Annotated in this window: 20 protein-coding genes; 17 read left to right on the top strand and 3 right to left on the bottom strand. The window is 63.6% G+C overall.

Annotated elements, in window-relative coordinates:
- Window positions 1–27: 27 nt before the first annotated feature.
- The 3 genes from OB905_03200 to OB905_03210 are packed head-to-tail and all read right to left on the bottom strand — an operon-like array spanning window position 28 to window position 3,622.
- Entirely contained in the window at window positions 28–888 is an 861-nt protein-coding gene (locus tag OB905_03200; GenBank protein ID MCU4924992.1) for an ABC transporter permease, read from the bottom strand.
- On the bottom strand, window positions 885–1,634 hold the full coding sequence (locus OB905_03205; protein MCU4924993.1) for an ABC transporter ATP-binding protein: 750 nt from the start codon (window positions 1,632–1,634) through the stop codon (window positions 885–887). Before OB905_03205 ends, OB905_03200 begins: the two co-directional genes overlap by 4 nt.
- Window positions 1,635–1,690: 56 nt before the next feature.
- The gene (locus OB905_03210; GenBank protein MCU4924994.1) at window positions 1,691–3,622 is read right to left on the bottom strand and encodes a right-handed parallel beta-helix repeat-containing protein; all 1,932 of its coding nucleotides are present in this window, start codon (window positions 3,620–3,622) and stop codon (window positions 1,691–1,693) included.
- A gap of 185 nt (window positions 3,623–3,807) precedes the next feature.
- Between OB905_03210 and OB905_03215 the strand changes: the two genes are divergently transcribed.
- The 17 genes from OB905_03215 (at window position 3,808) to acs (ending at window position 21,175) form a co-directional block, all read left to right on the top strand.
- Window positions 3,808–4,968: a 5-(carboxyamino)imidazole ribonucleotide synthase gene (locus tag OB905_03215; protein MCU4924995.1), complete on the top strand. Its 1,161-nt coding sequence runs from the start codon at window positions 3,808–3,810 to the stop codon at window positions 4,966–4,968.
- Between the two features lie 102 nt (window positions 4,969–5,070).
- Window positions 5,071–5,706: an AIR carboxylase family protein gene (locus OB905_03220; GenBank protein ID MCU4924996.1), complete on the top strand. Its 636-nt coding sequence runs from the start codon at window positions 5,071–5,073 to the stop codon at window positions 5,704–5,706.
- A 149-nt stretch (window positions 5,707–5,855) separates the two neighbouring features.
- Window positions 5,856–6,275: an NADH-quinone oxidoreductase subunit A gene (locus OB905_03225; protein MCU4924997.1), complete on the top strand. Its 420-nt coding sequence runs from the start codon at window positions 5,856–5,858 to the stop codon at window positions 6,273–6,275.
- Window positions 6,272–6,976 (top strand): NADH-quinone oxidoreductase subunit B, encoded by a 705-nt coding sequence (locus tag OB905_03230; GenBank protein MCU4924998.1) that lies wholly within the window; start codon window positions 6,272–6,274, stop codon window positions 6,974–6,976. Before OB905_03225 ends, OB905_03230 begins: the two co-directional genes overlap by 4 nt.
- Complete coding sequence (locus tag OB905_03235) at window positions 6,973–8,637, top strand: NADH-quinone oxidoreductase subunit D (GenBank protein ID MCU4924999.1); 1,665 nt, start codon at window positions 6,973–6,975, stop codon at window positions 8,635–8,637. Before OB905_03230 ends, OB905_03235 begins: the two co-directional genes overlap by 4 nt.
- Window positions 8,634–9,725 carry an NADH-quinone oxidoreductase subunit H gene (locus OB905_03240; GenBank protein ID MCU4925000.1) on the top strand — a complete coding sequence of 364 codons (1,092 nt, stop codon included), beginning with the start codon at window positions 8,634–8,636 and terminating at the stop codon, window positions 9,723–9,725. Before OB905_03235 ends, OB905_03240 begins: the two co-directional genes overlap by 4 nt.
- On the top strand, window positions 9,722–10,183 hold the full coding sequence (locus OB905_03245; GenBank protein MCU4925001.1) for an NADH-quinone oxidoreductase subunit I: 462 nt from the start codon (window positions 9,722–9,724) through the stop codon (window positions 10,181–10,183). Before OB905_03240 ends, OB905_03245 begins: the two co-directional genes overlap by 4 nt.
- Window positions 10,180–10,452: an NADH-quinone oxidoreductase subunit J gene (locus OB905_03250; GenBank protein ID MCU4925002.1), complete on the top strand. Its 273-nt coding sequence runs from the start codon at window positions 10,180–10,182 to the stop codon at window positions 10,450–10,452. Before OB905_03245 ends, OB905_03250 begins: the two co-directional genes overlap by 4 nt.
- Complete coding sequence (locus OB905_03255; GenBank protein ID MCU4925003.1) at window positions 10,449–10,901, top strand: hypothetical protein; 453 nt, start codon at window positions 10,449–10,451, stop codon at window positions 10,899–10,901. Before OB905_03250 ends, OB905_03255 begins: the two co-directional genes overlap by 4 nt.
- Window positions 10,898–11,203 (top strand): NADH-quinone oxidoreductase subunit NuoK, encoded by a 306-nt coding sequence (nuoK, locus tag OB905_03260; GenBank protein MCU4925004.1) that lies wholly within the window; start codon window positions 10,898–10,900, stop codon window positions 11,201–11,203. Before OB905_03255 ends, nuoK begins: the two co-directional genes overlap by 4 nt.
- A gap of 3 nt (window positions 11,204–11,206) precedes the next feature.
- Window positions 11,207–13,240 carry an NADH-quinone oxidoreductase subunit L gene (nuoL, locus tag OB905_03265; GenBank protein ID MCU4925005.1) on the top strand — a complete coding sequence of 678 codons (2,034 nt, stop codon included), beginning with the start codon at window positions 11,207–11,209 and terminating at the stop codon, window positions 13,238–13,240.
- Window positions 13,240–14,775 carry a NuoM family protein gene (locus OB905_03270; protein MCU4925006.1) on the top strand — a complete coding sequence of 512 codons (1,536 nt, stop codon included), beginning with the start codon at window positions 13,240–13,242 and terminating at the stop codon, window positions 14,773–14,775. The genes nuoL and OB905_03270 overlap by 1 nt, the downstream gene beginning before the upstream one ends.
- Complete coding sequence (locus OB905_03275) at window positions 14,775–16,280, top strand: NADH-quinone oxidoreductase subunit N (GenBank protein ID MCU4925007.1); 1,506 nt, start codon at window positions 14,775–14,777, stop codon at window positions 16,278–16,280. Before OB905_03270 ends, OB905_03275 begins: the two co-directional genes overlap by 1 nt.
- A 37-nt stretch (window positions 16,281–16,317) precedes the next feature.
- Complete coding sequence (locus OB905_03280; GenBank protein ID MCU4925008.1) at window positions 16,318–17,802, top strand: DHH family phosphoesterase; 1,485 nt, start codon at window positions 16,318–16,320, stop codon at window positions 17,800–17,802.
- Window positions 17,803–17,843: 41 nt separating this feature from the next.
- Entirely contained in the window at window positions 17,844–18,656 is an 813-nt protein-coding gene (locus OB905_03285; protein ID MCU4925009.1) for a CBS domain-containing protein, read from the top strand.
- A gap of 40 nt (window positions 18,657–18,696) precedes the next feature.
- Window positions 18,697–18,984: a hypothetical protein gene (locus tag OB905_03290; protein ID MCU4925010.1), complete on the top strand. Its 288-nt coding sequence runs from the start codon at window positions 18,697–18,699 to the stop codon at window positions 18,982–18,984.
- A 211-nt stretch (window positions 18,985–19,195) separates the two neighbouring features.
- On the top strand, window positions 19,196–21,175 hold the full coding sequence (gene acs / locus OB905_03295) for an acetate--CoA ligase (GenBank protein ID MCU4925011.1): 1,980 nt from the start codon (window positions 19,196–19,198) through the stop codon (window positions 21,173–21,175).
- Window position 21,176 lies beyond the last annotated feature (1 nt).

A 21,176-nucleotide genomic window follows, 5' to 3' on the forward strand; every position in this document is an offset into this window, starting at 1 on the left:
AGTGTTGAGTAACTGAATAGCGTCGATCTACCGTTTTACCGCCCACGTCGCGATGGCGAGCGATGCAATCATCCAGACTGCAAGCCCGAGAACGCTGGCCAGCGGCGAGGCCGTTCGAGGACCAGTTCCCGTCGCAGTGACGATAACGCTCTCGAAGACGAGGCCTCGATACGCGCTGAGCGGGCTCACTGCCAGTGCGTGGACTAGCGAGCCGTCACTGATGTAGCCAGCAGTGAGCCCGAAGACGAGTGCCAGGTCGAGACCGACCAGCAACAGGAGTAACGCGACGACCGAGAGCGCGAGCGCGCTTCGGGTTCCGCTGACCAGCGCCGAAACGGCGAGTGCGACGGCGAGGATCACCAGCGCGAACACCACGGTCAGGACGACGAACCGCGCAAACAGCAACGGTGAATCGGCGCCCATGTGTGAGGCGTAGCGCCCGAGCGGTTCCTCGCGGGCCGCAAACACCCACGCACCGGCGTAGAAGAGCGGGACGACCACGGCAACGATGAGGCCGATAGCCCGGCCCAGATAGACCCCGAAGACGAGTTCGCGAGCCGAGACGGGATACGTCCGGAGGACGTCGAGTTCGCCCCGTTGCTGATCACCGACAATCGCCCGGTAGCCAAACGCGATCGCGAGGATCGGGACGAGCAACTCCAGGGGCGTCTGGAGGTCGACGACGGTCGGTACGAATCCCGAGCTGACCCCGCCGACCCACGCAATCCCGATCACGACAGCAGCGAACGCCGCTGCGAGCACGAAAAACGTCCAGGTTCGGACGACGGTTCGAAGCTCGCGAGCGACGATTCGCAGCGTCCGTGACGTTGCTCCAGGTGCGGTGTTCGCCTCGTCCAATTCGCTCGCCTCCTGTGTGGACGCAGTCATGTACTCTCACCGTGGACCTGAACGGTGCGTAAGTCACCCGAAACCGATGCTTCGTAGACCTCACGCAACGAGTCGACACCCAGTTCTGCCCGGATCGATGCCGGCTCGCCGTGCTCGGCAACGGTACCGGCATCGAGCAAGAGCACCTCGTCGGCCAGTTGTTCGACGAGCGCAAGGTCGTGCGAACTCAACAGCACCGCCGTTCCGCTGGCAGCGAGGGCGTTGGCTACCTCGAATACGTGCATGCTCATCCCCGGATCGAGCCCGGATGCCGGTTCGTCGAGGATGACGACTGGTGGATCGCCGATCGTCGCCTGAGCGATCCCGACCAGACGCGTCATTCCTCCAGAGAGCGCCTCTACCTTCCGGTCAGCGGCGTCAGCGAGTCCAACCAGTTCGAGGCGGTCTCTTGCACTGCCGTGATCAGCCCCGACGAGTGAGGCGTAAAACTGGAGCGTCTCGAGAACGGTGAATCCGGGACGAAACGCGGGATGTTGCGGGAGATATCCGATCTCCCGAACTGTCTCGGGGCCGTGGTAGGTAATCGTCCCCTCAGTGGGCTCCTGAAGGCTCGCGAGTGCACGAAGCAACGTCGTTTTTCCCGTCCCGTTTGGCCCGATCAGTGCTGTTACCGTTCCGGCCGGAATAGAGACGGAGACGTCGTGTAAGATCTGGACATCGCCGTAGGCGAATCCGACGGCTGACGCCTCTATCAGGCTCGTCTCCTGGCTCGTTGCTGTCGTCATCGACGCGTTGGCACCCGTCGTAGTGGAGTCATCAGTCATAGCTGGTGTGGCGTTCGTCATGGTGGTGAGTCGCTCGCAGGTGTTCCGTCGCACGTCCACGCTGTTTCTTCCCAGTCGGTCCGCTCTAGCAACTCCGGAACGTTGGGCTCGCACGTCGGTGCTGTATCGACGATGCTTCCAGTTTGCATTCCGGAGACGGACTCTTCGAGCCCGGCCAGAGCGTCGAGAGCGGGCGCACGAGCGAGCGTAGCCGCGCCGTCAGTCGTGTGGAGTCGTCCGTCGACCGCGTCTGTCGGCGAGTACGATCGAGACGGCGGATCGCCGTCGACGATGCTGGTCGCACCCTGCCAGTAGTTCCCGTGTCCATCGTGGCTCCAGACGCGCAGGGGTCCAGCGCCAGCGGTCGCGTGCTCGTCGTTTCCAACGAAATCGTTTCCGACGACCCGATTGGTTGGGAGGAGCGCCCGGTCGTCGGCGCCGAGTTGATTCCCTGCAAGGAGGTTGTCTTCGTAGATCGAGCCGGTCGCATCCATCCGTAGTCCGACGTCGTTTGCCTCGAAGGTGTTCCCTGCGACGTAAGAGTTAGAACCACCGACGTTAGCAGCGACGTCCGAACTCGAAATTTCGTTTCCGACGACTGCGTTCCGTTCGGGTCCGGTCATGATGAACAGACCTGTGTTCATCACATCCGTGATCTGGTTGTCAGCGACCAGCGCACCGTCCGTGTGCATAAGATGGATACCGAGAATGCCCCCGCTGACTGTGTTGTCACGAACGACGATCCCTTCCGATCGATACGGATAGATCGAGTCTCGACCGTCGAAGAAGGTGCTCGATTCGATCACTCCTGGCGAGCGAAACGCCATCACACCGGCAAAGCCATCTTGCCAGTTCTCATTACCCTGGACCGTGACGTTTCGCACAACGGCGTCGGGACTGTCGCGAAGGATGATCCCATTCGACGGTGTTTCGACTGTGACGTCCTCGATCAACAGCCCGTCTGCGACGTGTGCGGAGACGGCGGCGTCCGCGCCCGTGTAGTACATCTGAAAGTCGTCGTCCCAGTCGTCGACGCTCTCTCCGGGGACCTCCTCAGCACCCTGTATCACTGGTCCAACGCCAGTTAGTTCGACGTTTTGGACCGCGACGTCGGGTTCGGTAATCGTCACGACGGACCCGTTTTCATCACCCTGAATTGTGGGCTCCCCCACCCCTTCGAGGGTGATCGGTCGGTCAATCTCGAGTGTCTCGTTGTACGTCCCGTCAGGGATGACGACGGTCGTATTTTCGGGTGCCTCGTCGATTCCTTCTTGGATCGTGTCGACCTCGTCGCCCACGACGGTCGACACCGGACGGTCGGCCCGTTCCGACGCCGACTCGACGAGCGTGTCGGCGTGCTGATGTTGCTCGTCGATCCGGTCGCGGACGACCGCCGCGTCGTTGGTTTCGAACGGTTCGTCAAGCGTCTCCTCCCAGGTTCGGATCTCGCCGCCATGGGCCGCAGCGAACGTCTCAGCGTCGTTGCGATCGGAGAACGGGACCACAGTTTCACCGGACGGCGTTCGAGCGTCACTGCCGACGACGAACCACGCGTCTGTCGCGTCGGTCCACCCGACTGCCTCGTCGGTCGTCGGATAGCCGTCCTCGTTTAGCGCAACCGACGTGTCGCTGTAGTCGGTAACGTACACCGCGAGGGTGTAGCCAAACCGCTGCTCGTGGCCGTCCTGGCGCTGTTCGTCGACGAACGTCTCGACGCCATAGTAGCCCACGACGTACTGATACTGTGAGTAAAACGCCTGCGTCCGGGGCAGCGAGACATCGTCGTCATCGCTAAGTTCCAGCTCGGATTCGAGAGTGAGACCAACGGAGACGGTTTCGTCGAACGGGACCGGCTCTGGCGCGCTCGCACCGGTATCGGCGACGAACAACGCACCACCGCCGAGCAGAACGGCAAGTGCTAAAATCCAGATAACGGCGTGTCGTGACACTCGAAACACAGTCCAACTAGCGGGCTCGAAAAAATATACGGTCTGGTTCAGCTGTCGAATGGCAGTCGACTCACTCACCCATGGGATGGATGGAGCTGCGTTGTTGGGACGCGGGCCAGACAGGGAGCGGACCGAACCGGTGAGAACGAGAATCCTTATGCGCGGCCGAGCGCAATCGCTGTCCAATGACGACGCTACAGTCGCCGGGACCGACGGTGGGAGTCGTCGGTGGCGGACAGCTCGGTCGGATGCTCGGGGAGGCGGCCGCGCCCCTGGGTGTCGAACTGATCGTTCTCGATCCGACGCCGGACTGCCCGGCTGCACCCGTTGCCCGCGATCAGATTGTCGCCGATTTCGACGACGCAGAGGGCATTCGCGAACTCGCGACGCGGTCGGATGTGCTCACCTTCGAGATCGAACTTGCCGACCAGGATTTACTCGAGCGCACGGGCGAGGAGACAGGGACGCCGGTCCACCCCCGCCCCGGCACGCTCCGAACGATCCACGATAAGCTCGTCCAGAAGTTAGAACTCAGCGACGCCGGTGTTCCGGTGCCGCCGTTCCGGGCTGTCGAGGACGCCGCCGACGTCCGGGCCGCGATCGACGAGTACGGCGCGCCGGTCATGCTAAAGGCCCGTACCGGTGGGTACGATGGCCGCGGGAACGTCCCGGTCGCGTCGAAAGCTGACGCCGAAGACGCCCTCGAAGCCGTGGCTGGCCCCGCAATGGTCGAGGCATTCGTCGACTTCGAACGCGAGATTTCGGTTATCGCTGCGAAGGGAGCTGACGAGATCGCCACCTTCCCAATCGGCGAGAACGTCCACGTAGACGAGATTCTCCGGGAGACGATCGTGCCCGCCGGGTCGGGCGAGTCGGTTTCAGAGCGCGCTCGCGAGGTCGCGAGCGACGTTCTCGAGGTGATGGGGGGTCGTGGAATCTACGGCATCGAACTCTTTGAATCGCCGGACGGCGAGGTACTGCTCAACGAGATCGCTCCTCGCCCACACAACTCGGGCCACTGGACGATCGAGGGCGCACAGACCTCGCAGTTCGAACAGCATATTCGGGCCGTCCTCGGGTGGCCACTGGGCTCGACCGAGCTCCGGTCGCCGACCGTCTCGACGAACCTACTGGCTGACGTCGAGGAGCCCCGCCAGGCCGCTCTCTCGAACGTCGACCGCATCCTCGAGGCGCCCGGCGCGAACCTCCACTGGTACGGCAAGCGCGAGGCCAGACCGCTGCGAAAGATGGGACACGTTACCCTCTCGGGTCGCGAGGGAGAGACGACCGACGACCTGCTCGAAACCGCACGCGATCTGCAGGACGCGGTCACCTTCGAGGAATAGCGGGCGTGAGTCGCTCTCGTGGATCGGCGTACGGGTAGTTGCTGCGACCGGGATCGATCGGAACCATACCGTTTCTTTGTCGCCCGGGAGCAACCCCGCGATATGACCGCGAACTCGGTTTCGGACCTGATCGATCGATTGCACGAGGAGGCCAGCCAGGATCGACCGGCGGCGGAGACGCCGGACGTCGGCATCGTGATGGGCAGCGACTCCGACCTTGAGACGATGATGACCGGCGGCCGACGGCGGGGCGCCTACGACGCGTTCGTCGAGGAGTTGGGGTTCGCTGAGCAAACTGACTTCGAGAACCCCCCCGAGGAGCGCTTTACCTTCGAGACGTACGTCACCTCCGCCCACCGGACGCCGGAGCTGATGACAGCTTACGCCGAGACTGCCGAGGATCGCGGGATCGATGTGATCATCGCGGGCGCGGGCGGGAAATCCGCCGACCTGCCGAACATGACGGCCTCCATCGCGTATCCGCTGCCGACCATCGGTGTCCCTGTCCAGGAGAAGTCTGTCGACTCCGTGATCGGGATGCCGACGGGAGCGCCCCTGGTCGCCGTCGACGCCGGCAAATCGTTCAACGCCGCCCTCTCTGCCGCACAGATTCTCGCCCGTCAGCACGAGACGGTTCGCGACCGGCTGGTCGCCTACCACGAGTCGCTTCGAGAAGACGTTGGGCGAGTTTCACGAGAGCTTCACGACGGTGGCATCTCGTCCTACCGATCGGAGTGAATCGGATCGGTGTGTTGGAGCGTCTGCAAACAACACCATTGATCATCTGCAAAAACAGCGCCGATAGCGTCGTGGTCTGGTGAATTCAGCAGGGGTGTCAAGAATCAACCCTTATATGGGTGCGGTTTTAAGCTTCGAACGGTACGGAGATGAACGAATGGATCGCAGTCGGGGCGCTTGCGCTCGTGGGAGTGCTGATTCCGGTCGGCATGATGGTGGTGTCGTACCTCTTGCGACCGAGCGTGCCCGAAACGAGCAAACGCGCCACCTACGAGAGCGGTGAAGTTCCGACAGGTGGGACGCGCATCCGGTTCAATATACAGTACTACATGGTCGCGCTTCTGTTTCTCGTCTTCGACATCGAGACCGTGTTGCTGTTTCCCTGGGTGCTCGTCTACCTGGACGCGATCGAACACCCCGACATCGCGATGATCGAGATTCTCGGTCCGATGTTGGTGTTCGTCGCCATCCTGATGGTCGGACTCGCGTGGGCGTGGCGCACCGGTGCCGTCCAGTGGGCGCGAAGTCCGCTGCAGGTCGACCGCGAGACAGAGACTGATCGACCATGAGTAACCAACCACGCCAGGACATCTACGAGAGCACCGCACCGCAGACCGACACGCGCGACGCGCGGATGGGGGCCGGCCCCGACGATCGGTTCAACTCGAAGCTCAGAGAGGCCTTTGGCGCTTCGCCGTTCATCCTCACGAAGTTCGACCAGTTCATGAACTGGGTTCGGGGAAACTCGATGTTCATGCTGCAGTTCGGGATCGCCTGTTGCAGCATCGAAATGATCCACACGTACGCGATCAAACACGACTTGGACCGGTTTGGCGCCGGCGTTCCACGCGCCTCGCCGCGCCAGGCCGACGTCATGATTGTCCCCGGGACGATCGTTTCGAAGTTCGGGCCGCGCATGAAGCGCGTCTACGACCAGATGCCCGAGCCCAAGTTCGTCGTCGGCATGGGCTCGTGTACGATCTCCGGTGGCCCCTTCCAGGAGGGATACAACGTTGTGAAGGGCGCCGAGGAGATCATCCCGGTGGATATTCACGTTCCAGGCTGTCCGCCCCGACCCGAGGCGCTGGTGTACGGCGTTCTCAAACTCCAAGAGCGGATCAAGAACGGTGAGTCCTCACCGGTCGTCGTCAAACCCTACGAGTTAGAGCGCTTTGGCGACCTACCGAAAGACGAACTCGTCCAGAAGCTCGCAAAAGAGATCGACGAGGACGACCTCGTCATGCGGTATAACTGGGCTGATTCGCCATGAGCACGGGACTGACGCGACCGGCCGCGGCCGACGCCGGCGAGACTGACGAGGAGGACCTTGAGGCGCTGCTTGGCGACCGGGCGATCGGTCGCGACGACCACCTGAACGCGCCCGGGTTCGTCATCAATCCCGACGACGTCCAGGCCGTCCTCTCCGATCTGCGCGAGGAGGCCGGCTTCGACCACCTCTCGTGTCTCACCGCCCAGCAGTACGAAGACCGGTACGAGTCGATCTACCACCTGAAGAAGTACGCCGATCCGACCCAGGAGGTCTCGATCGTCGTGCCGACATCGGTCGACGACCCGACCAGCCAGTCTGCAGAACCGGTCTTCCGAACCGCCGACTGGCACGAGCGCGAGGCGTTCGACCTCGTCGGCATCGACTACGAGGGCCACCCCGACCCTCGCCGGATCCTGCTGCCCGAGACCTGGCAGGGACACCCGCTTTCACTCGAGTACAACCAGACGAAGCCACAGGTCGTCACGCTCGCAGAGCACGCCAATCCGATCCAGCCCGACCACCGAGACGCAGCGTCAGACACGATGTTCTTGAACGTCGGCCCACACCACCCTGCGACTCACGGCGTTCTCCACATCAAGGCGGTGCTGGACGGCGAGACGGTCCTCGACGTCGATCCGGACGTCGGCTACCTCCACCGCTGCGAGGAACAGATGTGCCAGCAGGGGACCTACCGACACCAGATCATGCCCTACCCCGACCGCTGGGACTACGTTTCGGCGGGGCTGCTAAACGAGTGGGCCTACGCCCGCGCGGCGGAGGATCTGGCTGACATCGAGGTACCCGAGTACGCCCAGATCATCCGGACGATGGGTGCCGAGCTCTGTCGGATGGCCTCGCACTTCTTGGCGCTTGGCACCTTCGCGCTCGACGTCTACGGCGACTTCACTGCGATCTTCCAGTACGCCTTCCGCGACCGCGAGGTCGTCCAGGACATCCTGGAAGATCTGACGGGTCAGCGGCTGATGTTCAACTACTTCCGGCTGGGCGGGCTCGCCTGGGACCTGCCCGAACCTCGCGAGGAATTCTTCGCGAAATCCCGGGATTTCCTCGCGGAGCTCCCGGCCAAACTCGACGAGTACGAGTCGCTGTTGACCACCAACGAAATCTTCCAGATCCGCTGTGTCGACACCGGAATTATCGAACCCGAAGTCGCAAAGCAGTACGGCTGTACCGGGCCGGTCGCACGAGGTTCGGGTGTTGACTACGACCTTCGCCGGGACGATCCCTACGGCTACTACCCCGAACTCGACTGGGACGTCGTCACCGAAGACGGGATGGACAACTACTCGCGCGTGCTCGTCCGGATGCAAGAAGTCGAGGAGTCCGCAAAGATCGTCGAGCAGTGTCTCGACCTCCTCGAAGAGTGGCCCGAAGACGACCGCGAGATCCAGTCGAACGTTCCACGCACCCTCAAACCGGACGCCGGCACGGAGACCTACCGCGCCGTCGAGGGCGCGAAGGGTGAGCTGGGTATCTACATTCGATCGGACGGCACCGACAAACCCGCCCGGTTCAAGATCCGCAGCCCCTGTTTCCACAACCTCTCGGCGTTAGAACAGATGGTCGAAGGCGAGTACATCCCCGACCTGATCGCCTCGCTCGGTAGCTTGGACATCGTTCTCGGAGAGGTGGATCGATGAGCACGGTACCACCGACACTCCTGCAGAACGCGGACCCGACCATGCTGCCAGAGCGGATCAGCGATCTGACTCCCCTCGGCGAGTTCGGAGTCGCCGGTGAGCTGATCGCGGCGTTTCTGGCTGCGTTTCTGATCGGGAGTCTGATGCTCACGATGACCGCACTCGCGGGCCCGTGGGCCAAGCGAAAGATCACGGCCGCGTTTACAGACCGAATCGCGGTCAACCAGATCGGACCTGGCGGGATCGGAATCATCATCGTTGATGCCGTCCGGATGCTCTCGAAAGAAAATATCATCCCGGAAGGTGCCGACCGCCCGGCTTACGACCTCGCACCCGTAGTCGTCGTCTCCTCGGCGCTGCTTGGCTTCGCCGTGATCCCGATGGGAAGCGGCGTTCAGTTGGCCGATCCCGAGGTCGGACTCGCGTTCGTCTTCGCGGTCGCCGGCATCGCCTCCGTCGGCCTCGTGATGGCCGGCTACGCCTCCGACAACAAGTATTCCATGCTCGGCGGGCTCCGGGCGGTTGCACAGAACATCGCCTACGAGATTCCGCTCGTCGTCACGGGGATGTCGGTCGTGTTGTTCGCCGGCTCGCTCCAGATGAGCGAGATCGTCGACGCACAGACGGCGACGCTGGCGACCGTTCCGGGCCTCGAGTGGTCGATTCCGGCCTGGTACGCGCTGTTAAATCCCTTCGCGTTTGTCCTCTTTCTGGTGGCGAACTTCGCCGAAGTTGGCCGGAATCCTTTCGACACGCCTGAGGCGCCGACAGAGATCGTCGCGGGCTACCAGACCGAGTACTCCTCGGTCTACTTCGTGTTGATCTATCTCGGGGAGTTCATCCACATCTTCCTCGGAGGGGCGATCATCGCGACGATTTTCCTCGGCGGACCGGCCGGACCGGTGTTGCCGGGCATCGTCTGGTTCCTCATCAAGATCTGGGCGGTGTTCTTGCTCACCCAGTGGCTCCGCTCGGCGGTGCCTCGGGTTCGAATCGACCAACTGATCGAGATCGGCTGGAAAGGACTGCTCGTCCTTTCCTTTGCCAATCTCGTCGTAACCGCAGTACTCGTGGGGCTATTCGCATGATCGGGTTACTCAAATCGATGGCGACGACGATGCGACACGCACTGGACGGCTCGACGTTCACCGTCGAGTATCCCGAAACAGCACCGGACATCTCCCCTCGGTTCCGGGGTGTCCACAAGTTCAGCCAGGAACGGTGCATCTGGTGTCGACAGTGTGAGAACGTCTGTCCGAACGACACCATCCAGATCGTGATGGACGACAAGCGAAACGGGGAGCAGTACAACCTCCATATCGGGCAGTGTATCTACTGCCGGCTCTGTGAGGAGGTCTGTCCCGTCGACGCGATCTTGCTCACGCAGAACTTCGAGTTCACGGGAGACACCAAACACGACCTGGTGTACAACAAAGAGCAGTTGAAAGCAGTGCCGTGGTACAAGGACATCGACCCGCTCGAATCGCGCGAGCCCGACCGGGGCGCGTGGATCGGCGACGGTGAGGGGGAGGTCGACTATCAATGATGGACGCGATCGCGTTCGGTCTATTCGCGTTCCTGACCCTCGCCAGCGCACTCGGCGTCGTCCTCTTTCGTGACCCATGGCACTCGGCGCTCATGCTCGGCCTCGCTCTCTTGAGCGTCGCCGTCCACTACATCATGCTCGCGGCGGAGTTCATCGCGATGATGCAGGTGCTCGTCTACGTCGGCGGCGTCCTCATCCTGATCACGTTCGCGGTCATGCTGACCCAACGTGACGAGGATCCCGCGGCTGGGGAGGTGAGTCAGTCGTGACCACTCGCCCGCAACTCCGACTGGGTCGACACCTGCTTCCTGGCGTCCTGGCGATCGCGCTGTTTGGCGTGATGGCACTGGCCGTCCTGAACACCGAGTTCGGTGAGATCGCTGGCTATCCCGACGTCGGGATCACGTCGGCGCTTGGCTACGCCATGTTTGACCTGGGACCGCTGCAAGCAGAACAGGGCGTGCCCGGAACCGAGCCGTTCCTCGTCGCATTCTTGCTGGTCGCCGTCCTCTTAGACGCGGCGCTGGACGCTGCACTCGTCCTCGCAAAGCGCGAGGACGGCGGAGAAGCGGTCTCGCCACTCTCCCTCCGGTTTGACGAGCCGACAGACGGTGTGGCGGCAACCGACGGCGGCCAGTCCACCGCCAACACGAGCGCCGGGACGGCGGACACCGGGCCAGCAGACGACACGAGGGCGACAGGAGGTGACCACAAATGACCGTCGCCATCGAGTACTACGTCTTGCTGTCGCTCGCGCTGTTCTGTATCGGCCTCTTTGGCATCTTAACGCGGCGCAACGCGTTGATGTTCCTGATGTCGGTCGAACTGATGGTCAACGCGGCTGCGATCAACCTGGTCGCATTTTCGCTGTACCACGGCGACCTTACGGGCCAGCTGTTCACGCTGTTCGTCCTGGCGGTAGCTGCCGCGGAGGTCGCCGTCGGACTCGGCATCATCCTGGTGTTGTATCGTAACTTCCGTGACGTCGACGTCACGGTCCCGACGACGATGAGGTGGTAACTGATGGAAGGTCTGTTTACATACGCACCGGCGATCGCACTGCTTCCGCTCGCGGCGTTCGTGCTCGTGCTCGCGGTCGGAAACTACCTGCCGAAACGGGGTGCCCTCGTCGGGATCGCCGCGACGGCCGGCTCCCTGGTGCTCTCGCTGGCGATGCTCGCGGCGGTCGCTGCCGGCGAGACGTTCCACGAGACCTACTTCGAGTGGGCCGTCGGCGACGGCGTCGGCGAGGCTGCGGGCAGCGAGATTGCCTTCACCTTCGGCATCTTGATCGATCCGCTCTCGGCGCTGATGCTCGTGATCGTCTCGCTCGTCGCAGTGCTCGTCCACGTCTTCAGCCTCGGCTACATGAACGCCGAGGGTGAGAGAGGGTTGGCGCGGTACTACGCCGAACTCGGGCTCTTTACGTTCAGCATGCTCGCGTTCGTCTTCGCGGACAACCTGCTGATGGCCTTCATCTTCTTCGAGCTGGTTGGCCTCTGTTCGTACCTGCTGATCGGTTTCTGGTTCCGCACCAAGAGCGCGCCCTCGGCCGCGAAGAAGGCGTTTCTGGTCACCCGATTCGGGGACTACTTCTTCCTGATCGGCGTCGTGGCGATCGCCGCGACCTTCGGTACCCTCCAGTTCGCCGGCGACGAGTCGTTCGTCACCGCAGCCGAGGCCGCAATCGCCGACAGCGATCAGCTGTTCGGATTTGGCGCCCAGACCTGGGTGACGCTGACCGGGCTGGCGGTGCTCGGCGGCGTGCTTGGCAAATCTGCACAGTTCCCGCTACACACCTGGCTGCCCGACGCCATGGAAGGGCCGACGACGGTCTCGGCGCTCATCCACGCGGCGACGATGGTCGCCGCCGGCGTCTACCTCGTCGCGCGGATGTTCGGCTACTACGCCCTCTCGCCGACCGCGCTTGGCATCATCGCCTTCGTCGGCGGCTTTACCGCCCTGTTCGCGGCGACGATGGGCGTCGTCAAAGACGACATCAAGCAGGTGCTCGCCTATTCGACGATCAGTCAGTACGGATACATGATGCTCGGCCTCGGCGTCGGCGGCTACGTCGCCGGGGTCTTCCACCTCATGAACCACGCCTTCTTCAAGGCGCTGCTGTTCCTGGGCGCGGGAGCCGTCATCGTCCTCATGCACCACGAACAGGATATGTGGAAGATGGGGGGTCTGAAGGAGAAAGCACCCGTCACCTATTACACGTTCCTCGCGGGGGCGCTCGCACTCGCGGGCATCGTCCCGTTCTCGGGCTTCTGGTCGAAAGACGAAATCCTGTACGACGCGCTGATCGTGGGGCTCAACGAGCCGGTCATCATGGCCGCGTACGCGATGGGACTACTCGCGGTCTTTTTCACCGGCTTCTACACGTTCCGGATGGTCTTCCTGACCTTCCACGGCAAGCCTCGGACCGAGGCAGCCAAGAACCCCCACTCGCTGGGCTGGTCGATCAAGGCCCCGCTCGTGACCCTCGGCGTGCTTGCGCTCGTTGCGGGTGTCGCCAACCTCGCACCCGTCGCCAAACTGGCGAACCTGGATATCACGTTCTTGGAGTACTGGCTCGACGGCGAGTACGGTGCAATCGAGGGGCTGACCTACGGCGCCTACACGGAACTGTTGGGCTACGAGACGAGCTACATCGGCGGCGAACAGCTCACGGTCCTGATCGCGGCCGGGCTCTCGCTCGCGCTTGCGTTCTCGGGTGCCGGACTCGCCTGGAAGCTCTACAACGTTCCCGAGCCCGAACGTCACACCGAGCGTCTGGGTGGTGCCTCCGACCTGCTCCGGAGCAACTACTACCAAGACGAGGTGCAGGTCTGGCTCGCCCGAAGCGTGACGGTTCCAGTCGCCCGGGCAGCCGACCGGTTCGACCAGACGGTCGTCGACGGCGTCGTTAACGGCGTCTCGACGGCGAGTCTCCGGGGTAGCCGCTCGATCTCGCGGCTCCAGACTGGACTCGTAACCAACTACGCGGCGCTGCTAATCGCCGGCTTCCTCGCACTTCTCGTGGTCGTCGGCCTGTACGGAGGGTGGTTCTAATGCTGATCGAGTTACTGATCGGAGTTGCACTGCTCGGCGCGCTGGTAACGTTCCTCGCGCCGAACCGGATCGCCGGTAAGCTGGCGTTTGCGATCAGCCTCGTCCCGGCTGCGATCAGCCTGTGGATGGTGTCGGCGTTCGACGGCAGCGGAAACGCCTTGCTCGACGGTGGCGAACTCGCCTTCGAGACCCAGTTGCCCTGGATCGCCGTCGGCGACTACTCGATCTCGTGGTTCGTCGGGTTAGACGGCATTAGCCTGCCGCTGGTCGTCCTCACGACGATCCTCACGACGCTGGCGATCGTCAGCTCCTGGACGCCGATCGACGAGCGTGAGTCGCAGTTCTACGGGCTCGTGCTGTTCATCGAGGCGAACCTGATCGGCGTCTTCGCGGCGCTCGATTTCTTCCTCTGGTTCGTCTTCTGGGAGGCCGTTCTCATCCCGATGTACCTACTGATCGGGATCTGGGGCGGCCCCCGACGGAAGTACGCCGCGATCAAGTTCTTCGTCTACACGAACGTGGCCTCGCTCGTGATGTTCGGTGCGTTCATCGCGCTGGTGCTCGGACTGGGCGACTCGGTTACGAGCTTCGCGATGCCCGAGATCGCTCAGGCGATGCTCGCAGACGGCATCCAGGCGGAGGTGCTGGGGCTTGGCGGGACGACGCTCGCCTCAATCATCTTCGTCGCGCTCTTCCTGGGCTTCGCGGTGAAGGTTCCGGTCGTCCCCTTCCACACCTGGCTGCCCGACGCCCACGTCGAGGCGCCGACGCCGGCCTCTGTGTTGCTCGCCGGCGTCCTGCTGAAGATGGGGACCTACGCCCTGTTGCGGTTCAACTTCACGATGTTCCCCGACGAGATCATCACCACCTTCGCCCCGGCGATCGCCGCGATTGCCGTCATCAGCGTCATCTACGGCGCGATGCTCGCACTCGCCCAGACCGACTTAAAACGGATCGTCGCCTACTCGTCGGTCTCCTCGATGGGGTACGTCATCCTCGGCCTGATCGCGCTGACCCAGTTCGGCGTCGGCGGGGCGACGTTCCAGATGGTCAGTCACGGCCTCATTTCGGGGCTGCTGTTCATGGCCGTCGGCGTCATCTACAACGCCACGCACACCCGGATGGTGACGGACATGTCCGGGATGGCAGACCGAATGCCGATCGCAGCCGGGATCCTGATCGCTGGCGCGTTCGCCTACATGGGCCTGCCGCTGATGAGTGGCTTCTTCGCCGAGTTCACGATCTTCTTTGGGGCCTTCGGCTCCGAGATGATCGCGTACGCACCGGTCGTGACGGCGCTTGCGATGTTCGGCATCGTGATCGTCGCGGGCTACCTGCTGTTTGCGCTCCAGCGTACCGTCTTCGGCCCGTACGAACTCGAAACCGACTACGACGTGGGACGCGCGCCGATACACGACATCGCCCCGATGGCCGTCCTGCTCGGGTTGATCATCGTCCTCGGCGTCGCTCCCGAGTTGCTCTTCGACATGATAACCGACGCAGTCGACCCGATCATCGACGGAGGTGACGTCTAATGCTACCGATCGAACTCCCCGAGTGGGCCGCGATGGCGCCCGTTCTCATCCTGCTGGCGACGGCGCTCGCGCTGTTCGTCATCGATAGCGTTCGCCCCCACCGAACCGACCGGGGGCTGCTGGCCGGACTGACCGCGGCCGGTTCGCTAGCCGCGCTCGCAGTCACCGTCTGGTACCTGCTCGCGGGCGTCGGTACGTCGCCGGTCGCCGGCGGCACCGGCCCGATCGAGCTCTTTGCCGGTCAGCTCGTCGTCGACCAGTTTGCCCTCTTTTTCCTCGCGATCGTCACGATCGTGACGGCACTGGTCGCGATCGCAAGCTACGACTACATGGCTGGCCACGCCTACCAGGCCGAGTACTACTCGCTTCTCGTGCTCGCGGCGACCGGGATGGCGACGATGGCCACCGCGAACAGCCTGGTGACGATCTTCATCGCCCTCGAACTCGCGAGCCTCCCCTCCTACGCGCTCGTCTCGATTCTCAAGGACAACCGTGGAAGCGTCGAAGGCGGACTCAAGTACTTCCTGATCGGTGCGCTCTCCTCGGCGATCTTCGTCTACGGCATCAGCCTCGTCTACGGAGCGACTGGCTCGCTCCAGCTCGATGCGATCGCCGCCGGCATCGACGGCGACTACGGTCCCCTCCTGGGACTCGGTATCCTGATGCTGATCGGTGGCTTCGCGTTCAAGACCGCGAGCGTTCCGTTCCACTTCTGGGCGCCGGATGCCTACGAGGGCGCGCCCGCACCGATTAGCGCGTTCCTCTCGTCAGCCTCGAAGGCTGCCGGCTTCGTGATCGCCTTCCGTGTCTTCACGACGGCGTTCCCACTCGAGGGCACCACGGCGGCGATCGGCGTCGACTGGACGTTCGCGTTCGTCGTGCTCGCGATCGTGACGATGACCGTCGGCAACTTCGCCGCGGCGGTCCAGGACAACGTCAAGCGAATGCTGGCGTACTCCTCCGTGGGCCACGCCGGCTACGCACTGATCGGGCTGGCCGGACTCGGTGCCGGCGTCGACGAGCTCGTCCTCGGGGCCGCAATGTTGCACCTGCTCGTCTACGGCTTCATGAACACCGGCGCGTTCCTGTTCATTGCCTTAGCCGAACACTGGGGCGTCGGACGAACGTTTGCCGACTACAACGGACTCGCCAAACAGGCGCCGGTCGCCTGCGCGGCGATGGCCGTCTTCATGTTCAGCTTGGCGGGCATCCCGCCGTTTGGTGGCTTCTTCAGCAAGTATATCCTGTTCTGGGGCGCCATCGACGCCGGCTTGCTCGTCGTGGCCGCCGCGCTCGTCATCAACAGCGCACTGTCGCTGTACTACTACTCGCGGCTGGTCAAGGCGCTGTTCATCGAAGAACCGATCGCCGAGCGAGAGTCGCTCAGTCAGCCGGTCGGCCTCTACGCGGCGATCGCGCTCGCGGCCGTCGTGACGATCCTGCTGCTTCCCGGCTTTGGGCTGGTTGCAGACGTCGCGATCGACGCCGCTGCGCTCGTCGTCTGATCCCCACGCTTTTACCCTCCGAGGAGGTATCCGAGGTATGGTTTTCCGGCTCGTGCTTGGCTGTGGCACCGTCGGCCAGCGGATCGTCGAGCGGTTGTCCGACCGGGATGGACGGCTCCTGGTCGTCGCCGAGGACGAGAGCGTCGTCGAGACGCTGCGCGACGAGAGCATCCCGGCGCGCTACGGGCGGCCAACAGAGCCCGCGACGATCGAGACGTTCGATCCGCCGGACGTCGTCCTGGTCGCCGGAGACCGGACGGATCACAACCGGCGTGCACTCGAACACGCTCGCGAGCGGTTTCCCGAGGCAGCGATCGTCGCCTACCTCGGCGGGAACGCGACGCCAGCCGATCGAGACGCGTTCGGCTCCCTCGCAGATCGCGTCGTCTCGCCAGACGGCTCGCTCGCCGCCGAGGTCGTCGACCGGGTTGCGAGTCCCGCCGCCGAGAGCGCAATCGAACTGCGCGACCGGCTCGCTCGTCTCGACGGTCGCCTCGCCGTCGTCACCCACGACAATCCCGATCCGGACGCGATCGCGAGCGCGGTGGCGCTGGTCAGTCTGGCCGAATCGGTCGGCGTTTCGGCCGAGGCCTGTTACTTCGGCGAGATCTCTCACCAGGAAAATCGGGCGATGGTCAACGTCCTCGACCTCGACCTTCGGTCGCTCGCCCCCACTGATTCGCTCGGGGACTACGACGCGTTCGCGCTGGTCGATCACTCTCGGCCGGGAGTCAACGACCAGCTTCCCGCAGAGATCCACATCGACATTGTCATCGATCATCATCCACCTCGCGGACCGGTTCCCGGCGCGTTCGTCGATCTGCGCGATTCGGTCGGCGCGACGAGTACGATCCTGACAGAGTACCACGACCGGTTCGGCGTCCCCTTCGACCGCCAGACGGCGACGGCGCTTCTCTACGGCATCCGCGTCGATACCAACGACTTCATGCGCGAAGTGTCTGCGGCGGACTTCCACGCTGCGGCGACGCTGTGGCCCCACGTCGACCCGGGGACGTTAGAGCGCATCGAGCAGCCGACGATCGAAGGGGAGACACTAGAAACCATCGCCCGAGCGATCAAGAACCGCGAACAGCGGGGTCCGGTCGCCGTCGCGAGCGTTGGACGACTCCCGAATCGGGACGCACTCCCCCAGGCTGCAGATCAGCTCCTGGCGATGGAGGCGGTCGAGACGACGCTCGTGTTCGGCTTCGACGGCGAGATGGTGTACGTCTCCGCGCGGTCACACGCGAGCGACGTCGACTTAGGCGAAACACTCCGGGACGCATTCGACCCGATTGGGAGTGCCGGCGGACACGCCGACATGGCCGGCGCACAGCTCGAACTGGGAATTCTTGCGAGCGTCGACGACGACGCCGAAGTCGCCTCGATCTTCACCGTCGTCGAGGAAGTCATCACGGACCGGTTCTTCGAGGCCCTGCGAACCCAGCCGGGGACACCGGTCGGCGCCTACGATCGCACCAGCGCGTGGTTGTTCGAGCCGGAGGTCGCCGGCGAGCGGTGAGGAGGGGGAGGCTTTTTCGCATCCCGCGCGTGTGTTCGGATATGGACGTCGCGTCGGAAGGCACAGCCACAGTTGCGGAGTACATGACGGCAGACGTCGTCACGGTCTCTCCCAGTGCCACTGTCGGCACGGTCGCCGAAAAAATCGCCCAAAGCGACGAGCACAGCGGGTTTCCAGTCTGTGACGGTCGGCGCGTCGAGGGATTCGTCAGCGCCCGCGACCTGCTGCTGGCTGGCGACGACGAGACGATCGGTCGGGTTATGACCGAAGATCTGCTGGTTGCCCACCCTGAGATGCGAGTGAACGACGCCGCTCGTGTGATCCTCCGGTCAGGGATTCAGAAGCTCCCCGTCGTCGACGATTCCGGACTGCTCGTGGGAATCATCTCGAACGCCGACGTCATCCGGAGCCAGATCGAGCGTGCCACGCCCGAGAAGGTGGGAAAGCTGATCCGGACGCTCGAGTCGATCCACGGCGTCGAACTCTCCGAGGAACGCCGGACAGTGCCGCTGGCGGCGCTGACGCCGACACAGGGGCGCGTCTACGCAGACGAGTTAGAGGGGCGACGGTACGAACTCGAGCACGGGCTGGCCGAACCACTGGTCGTTATCGACAACGGGGGGACGCTCTATCTGGCCGACGGCCACCACCGCGCGCTTGCAGCCGACCGCCTCAGCATCGACGGTATGGACGCCTACGTCATCGTCATCGACGAGCCAGTCGATCTTGGGATGGCCAAGACAGCGACGAAAGACGGGCTAGCAGACATCAGTGACGTCGAAATCGTCGACTACGCACGTCACCCGCTGGTAGAGACGACCGAACGTCTCCAGCCCAGCGAGGAGTCTGGCTGACACGCAGAACGCTTTTCTTCGGGCCGACGAACCGTTCAGTATGGCACTCGACATCCTCGCCGTCATCCTCGGCGTGGTAGGGACGCCCGCACTCTTTGGCGCGGTCTACTGGGACGCAGGACGAACTGACGTATCGCGACCGTTGCTCTGGGCTAGTGTCGCCGCCGTCCCGCTTGCGGTCGGTGTCGCGATGCATCTGTTCGCGACCGTCCCGACTACTGGCGTCATCATGACCGCGAACACGGGGCTGGTACTCTACGGCTTCGAGCGTGAGCTGTCACTCGGGGACGAAGAGCCGGCCGAACCCGGCGAGTTGCCCCACAAGTGACCGCGCTCACGATCGGAGCCGCAGATCTTCTCTCGTCGCCCGGATGAGGAGGTGTAACGGCGGGAGCCACCCCTCATCTTGGACCCGTCATCGCCGGTCTATCCGCCGCCATTTTCACCCGGAACTGACTCAATCTCCGTGCGGAAAAGCACCCCACGACGCGGCGTGAGGGGAACGTTTATTCCACTCATGAACGATGATGTTGGTAGACATGGGAGACGACGACACAGACGTACAACTCGAGGCACGGCTCGCCGAACAGGAATCGTTCGAACCGCCGGCGTCGTTCGTCGAGCAAGCCAACGTCGCCGACGCGGAGATCCGCGAGGAGTTCGACGAGAACTGGCCCGACTGCTGGGAGCGGGCGGCCGATCTGCTCACCTGGGACACGGAGTACGACACTGTACTCGAAGACGACGACGCGCCGTTCTACCGGTGGTTCACGGGTGGCGAACTCAACGCCTCGGCGAACTGCCTTGACCGCCACGTCGAAAACGGCGCGAAAAACCGGGCAGCGATCAAGTGGGAGGGCGAACCCGGCGAGACACGCACCTACACCTACGGCGATCTGTTAAACGAAGTCGAGGCCTTCGCGGCGGCGCTGCGGGACCTGGGCGTCGAGGAAGACGACGTGGTGACGCTGTATCTCCCGATGATCCCCGAGCTGCCGATCGCGATGCTGGCCTGCGCCCGCATCGGCGCACCCCACTCCGTGGTCTTCGCCGGCTTCTCGGCGGACGCACTCGCGACGCGAATGAACGCCGCCGACAGCGACGTGGTAGTGACGTGTGACGGCTACTATCGCCGCGGGGACGCCCTGAACCACAAGGAGAAGGCAGATGAGGGACTGCGAAGCGTCGAGGGTGACGTGACGAGCGTCGTCGTCGACCGCCTGGGCGACGAACTGAATCACTTCCTCGGTGCAAACGCCTACGACTACGACGAACTCGTCGACAAACACGAGGGAGCCTCCGTCGAGCCGGTCAGCCGCGACGCCGAGGACATGCTGTTCCTGATGTACACCTCGGGGACAACGGGCAAGCCAAAGGGCGTCAAACACACCACGGGCGGCTACCTCTCCTACGCCGCCTGGACGAGCCACGCAGTACTCGACATCGAACCCGAGGACACCTACTGGTGTGCAGCAGACATCGGCTGGATCACGGGCCACTCCTACATCGTCTACGGCCCGCTCGCACTCGGGACGACGACGATGATGTACGAGGGAACGCCGGACTACCCCGAACGCGACCGACTCTGGGAACTCATCGAGAAGAATCGGGTCGACATCTTCTATACGGCGCCGACGGCGATCCGGGCATTCATGAAGTGGGGGACGGAGTACCCCGAGTCCCGCGAGCTCTCGAGCCTGCGCCTGCTCGGCACGGTCGGCGAGCCGATCAATCCCCGCGCCTGGAAGTGGTACTACAAGCACATTGGCGGCGAGGAGTGCCCGATCGTCGACACCTGGTGGCAGACCGAGACCGGCGGGATGATGGTGACGACCCTGCCCGGAGTCGACACGATGAAACCCGGCTCTGCGGGGCCGGCGCTGCCGGGAATCGACGCACAGGTCGTCGACATCGAAGGTGAGCCAGTCGAGGCCGGAAACGCGGGCTATCTCACCGTCAACCAGCCCTGGCCGGGAATGCTCCGGACGCTCTATCAGAACGACGACCGGTTCATCCAGGAGTACTGGGCCGAATACTCCGACGAGGAAGCCGACGAGTGGGTCTACTTCCCCGAAGACGGCGCGAAGGTGGACGACGACGGCTTCATCACCGTCCTGGGTCGGGTCGACGACGTGCTCAACGTCTCGGGCCACCGGCTGGGAACGATGGAGATCGAGAGCGCCATCGTCGGCGTGCCCGGCGTCGCCGAGGCCGCCGTCGTCGGCGGTTCCCATGAGGTCAAAGGCGAGGCGGTCTACGCCTACGTCATCTTAGAGGACGGTCAGGAAGGCGACGAGGGGATGCGCGAGGAAATTATCGGCGGCGTCGAGGACGCGATCGGTCCGATCGCCCGCCCCGAGGAGGTAATCTTCACCCCGGAGCTCCCCAAAACGCGCTCCGGGAAGATCATGCGCCGGCTCCTCGAGGACATCGCGAGCGGCGAGGAACTGGGTAACACTTCGACATTGCGGAATCCGGAGATCGTGGAGGATATCGCTAACCAAGTTAGCGGAGACTGAG

It is taken from the genome of Halobacteria archaeon AArc-dxtr1, from assembly GCA_025517425.1.
Taxonomy (GTDB): domain Archaea; phylum Halobacteriota; class Halobacteria; order Halobacteriales; family Natrialbaceae; genus Halostagnicola.